The sequence below is a fragment of the Streptomyces colonosanans genome, from assembly GCF_001866645.1.
Classification (GTDB): Bacteria; Actinomycetota; Actinomycetes; order Streptomycetales; family Streptomycetaceae; genus Streptomyces; species Streptomyces colonosanans.
The window spans coordinates 1-3,261 of record NZ_MLYP01000081.1; the positions used below are offsets into that span (position 1 = coordinate 1).

Consider the following 3,261-nt stretch of genomic DNA (forward strand, 5'->3'; position numbering starts at 1 on the left):
TAAGGAGAAGGTCAACGGTTCGATTCCGTTTGGGGGCTCCAGTGAAAAGGCCTCGCCCTGATGGGCGAGGCCTTTTCGATGTCTCAACCCGGGCCCACGGCCCGGGTGTTCCCTCAGCCCTTCGGAAGGCCCGACACCCGCATCGCGAGAATCGCCATGTCGTCCGACGGGGCATCCGACGCGAAGCGTTCGACCGCGCGCATGATGCGGGCGGCAACCGCGCCCGCCGTGAGGCCCGTGCAGGTCGTCAGCACATCCGCGAGGCCGTCGTCGCCCAGCATGCGTGTGCCCTCGCGACGCTCCGTGACCCCGTCCGTGACACACAGCAGGACATCCCCCGGATCGAGCGTCACCGTCTGCTCGTACAACTCCAGGTCCTCCATGACGCCGAGCAGCGGCTGCGGTTCGGCGGCCGGTTCCACCGTGCCGTCCTGGCGTAGCCGCAACGGCAGCGGGTGACCCGCGCAGACCACCTTCAGCACCGCACTGCCGTCCTCCTGCGGCCACAACTCGCCGTAGAGGAGCGTCAGGAAGCGGCTGCGGGCACCCTCGTCGAGGATCGCGGAATTCAGGCGCTCCAGGACCGCCGGGCCACCGAAGCCCTCCCTGGCCAGCAGACGGAGAGCATGCCGGGCCAGGCCGGTGACCGCCGCCGCCTCCGGACCCGTACCGCAGACATCACCGATGGCGAAGCCGTACGCGCCGTCGCGGATCGGGAACAGGTCGTAGAAATCGCCGCCCACCTCGTTGCCCTCACCGGCCGCGCGGTAGATGACCTCGACCTCGACCCCGTCGACGGACGGCAGTTCCGGCGGGAGCAGGCTGCGCTGGAGGGACTGGCTGATGGCGGTGCGCTCCGAGTACAGCCGGGCATTGTCCAGCGCCAGGGCGGCCCGGCGGCTCAAGTCCTCCGCCAGCTCCAGGATCTCCTGGCGGAAGTGCTCGTCCGCCGGCTTGCCCAGCGTCAGCATGCCGATGACGCGATTGCGGGCGACGAGCGGCAGGACGACCGTTTCGCCACCCACAGCCGAGGCCGTCGCCAGCGTCGTACCGATACCGGAACTGACCGTCGAGGGCTCACCCAGGCCCAGGCTCCGCATGGAGGTGCGCAGGGCCGCCTGGTGGGCCGCCTCTGCCGGGGCCGCCCAGACCCGGGCGCCCGGTGTGGGGATCGGCTCCGGCGGCGGGATCTTCGACAGCAGCGCCTTCAGACCGTCGATGAGGTCCTCGTCCTCGTGCAGAACGTACGAGAGATACGGCTCCGAGGCCTGGTCGGCGATCGTGTACACCGCGCACCAGGTGGCCAGGGTCGGGATCGTCATCTGGGCCATGAGAGCCAGGGTCTGGTCGCGGTCCAGGGTGCCCGCCAGGAGGTCCGAGGCCTCGACGAGGAAGCTCAGCGAGCCACGGCGCAGGCGCTCCAACTCGCCCAGGCGGGCCGACTCGACGGCGAGCGCGATACGGTCGGCAGCGAACTGGAGGCGCAGCGCCTCTTCGTTGGAATAGCGGGACGGCGCCTCCGCCGCAACACCGAGGGAACCCGTGAGGCGGCCTTCCACCTTCAGCGGGACCGTCACCACCGAGCGCATGCCCGTGCCCTGCAACAGCGGTACGGCGCCCGTGGCGGCCGTCAGGTCGTCGTGGACAGCCGGCAGGCGGGCCGAGCCGTAGCGGCCGGGGCCCGCCTCGACCGGGACACGGGCGAAGCGCTGGCGGGCGGAGGGCAGGCCCGTGGAGGCGCGAACCTCCAGTTCCGTCTCGTCATCGGTCGCGAGGAGGAGGAAGGCCGCGTCGCCGTCGAGCATGTCGCGGGCGCGCTCCACCGTGCGTTGCAGAAGACCGTCGAGGTCATCGGGGGGCGGGGAGCCGATGAAGACCTCGAAGGGGTCCGCGGCCTGGCCGTCCGGGGCGGTCGCGGAGTCGGGGGCCGGTCCGCGCAACGGGGTCTGCAGGACGGCGCGTTCGTGGTCGCGTACCAGCAGACAGACCGTGGACGGCTCGCCGGACGTGTCCCGTACACGCAGGTGCGATGCATAGACGGGAGTCACGCGGCCGTCCGCGCCGCGAATGCCGTAGCTGCCCTCCCAGCGGGAGAGCTGGAGCGCCTCGGCGATACCCGTGCTGGTGCCCGGGGTGTGCGGCCAGGCCGCGAGGTCGGTCAGCGGTTTGCCGGTCACCTGGTCGGCGGCGTACCCGAAGAGCTCCTCCGCATCCTCGTTCCAGGCGGAGATGGAGCTGGTGCGGTCGATCTGGACGACCGCGACGCGGACCCGGCCGTCGGCGAGCGGGAGCAGGTCTGCGGGCAGCGAGGGGCCCGCCGCGCGTGTGCCCACCGGGCGCTCGGGGAGGTCGAGTTGGAACCAGACCTGCTTGTGCGTGGGCGTGTACTCCACACCCCAGCGGCCGGCCAGCGCGGCGCAGAGCTGGAGGCCGCGGCCGCCCTCGCGGTCGGGGCTGCCCATGCTGACGGCCGTCGTCTGCAGGGGGATCTCGCGCTCGGGGTAGCGGTCGGCGACCTCGATGCGTACGCCGTCGTCGCTGCGCAGGCACAGGACCTCCGCGGAGGTGCCCGCGTGGACCACGGCATTGGTGACCAGTTCGCTGGTGAGGACCACGGCGTCGTCGATGATGTCGGCGAAACCCCAGCCCTGGAGCGTGTCGCGGACGAAGGACCGGGCGGTCGCGACCGAGCGTCCGACGGGCTCGAAGCGGGCCGCCGCGCGCGCGGTGACGACAGAACTCCTCGGCCGGTTCTCGACATGCGAGGTTCCCGGGCCGACTCGCTCCCGCCGAGACAGCGGTTGGTTCCCCATGTCCCGGGGATCCTGATGCGGTCCCCCTGGATGCAGTCCGGTGGTCATGGTGCGGTGCCCCTCCGATGCCTGCCCGCTCGTGCTCGTGCCACCGCCCAGGCCGGTTGGACCGGTGCGGCTGGACAGCCGCATGCAAGGTTACTTACCTTCGCCGCCCATGCGGATGCCGGACGCAGGTGTTTACGTCCGGAGTGTGTGCGAACCATGTGCGAAGCTGCCGAACTGTTATGGCCTGGTTCGGGCATGGTGAAACACTGGGCAGGCTTCCGGAGATGGACCGGGCAGGCCGAGTGCCGTCTGTCACACCAGGCAGGAGCACGCGCGCGTGTCCGGAGAACCGGGCGGCAGTACGCAGCAGTAACCGGTACGCCGAGCAGTACCGCTGAGCACGGCAGTGATGGTCGACCCCTGCGGGAGGGACACAGTGGAGTCTGGCGCAGCGACGGAG

General features: G+C 70.9%; 1 protein-coding gene. It reads right to left on the minus strand.

The annotated features are described in order from the left end of the window. Nucleotides 1-113: 113 nt before the first annotated feature. Entirely contained in the window at nucleotides 114-2,861 is a 2,748-nt protein-coding gene (locus BIV24_RS27280) for a SpoIIE family protein phosphatase (RefSeq protein WP_071369129.1), read from the minus strand. Nucleotides 2,862-3,261: the final 400 nt, after the last annotated feature.

What these genes read in the sequence shown, in the direction of transcription:
- BIV24_RS27280 (WP_071369129.1), bottom strand. Translation starts at nt 2,861, where the DNA reads ATGACCACCGGACTGCATCCAGGGGGACCGCATCAGGATCCCCGGGAC.